This is a genomic window from Neisseria sp. P0021.S007, from assembly GCF_051956855.1.
This window is the reverse complement of sequence record NZ_JBQCXA010000807.1, coordinates 1-594: the sequence shown is the minus strand read 5'-3', so window position 1 is coordinate 594 and position 594 is coordinate 1. Positions and strand designations below refer to the sequence as shown.

The window sequence follows — 594 nt, the reverse complement described above, 5'->3', positions numbered from 1 at the left end:
GGCCAAAATCATTTTGCTGCATGGCTTGCACATGCATTCGTGGGTCATGAGACCGCTGGCGTATTTGCTGGAACAAGAAGGTTTTGAAGTTGCTCTGTTCGATTATTACAGTGTTTTGCATTCGATGAACCGACATGTTGAAGATCTAGCGCGATGGATTGATGAGAACCATGCTGATGAAACGCTGCACTTTGTCGGCCATAGTTTGGGCGGGTTGGTCTTACGCAATTTTGCGGCGGCATATCCGGATAAAGTCAGCGGCCGTATCGTTACCATGGGTACGCCGCACCAAGGCAGCCGTGCCGCGCAGCGTGTGTTCAATATGGGTTTGCAAAAGCCAGTATTGGGCGGCTCGTATAAAGGCGCATTGGACGGTGGTATACCTGAATTACCAAAGGGTGTTGAGTTGGGCAGTATTGCCGGCAATAAACCGTATGGACTGGGTCGTGTTTTAGGTTTGCATGGCGAACATGATGGTACGGTTTTGGTCAGCGAAACGCATTGTCCGAATATGCGCGATCATGTTGTTTTGCCTGTCAGCCATAGCGGTATGCTGTTTAACCGTAAAACGGTTGAGCAGGTGGTGGCATTTTT

At 49.5% G+C, this 594-nt stretch carries 1 protein-coding gene; it reads left to right on the top strand.

Annotation, left to right across the window (positions count from 1 at the left end; translation table 11 throughout):
- The coding region (locus ACTHUR_RS16060) for an alpha/beta fold hydrolase (protein WP_440399675.1) at positions 1–594 on the top strand (594 nt) is incomplete at both ends.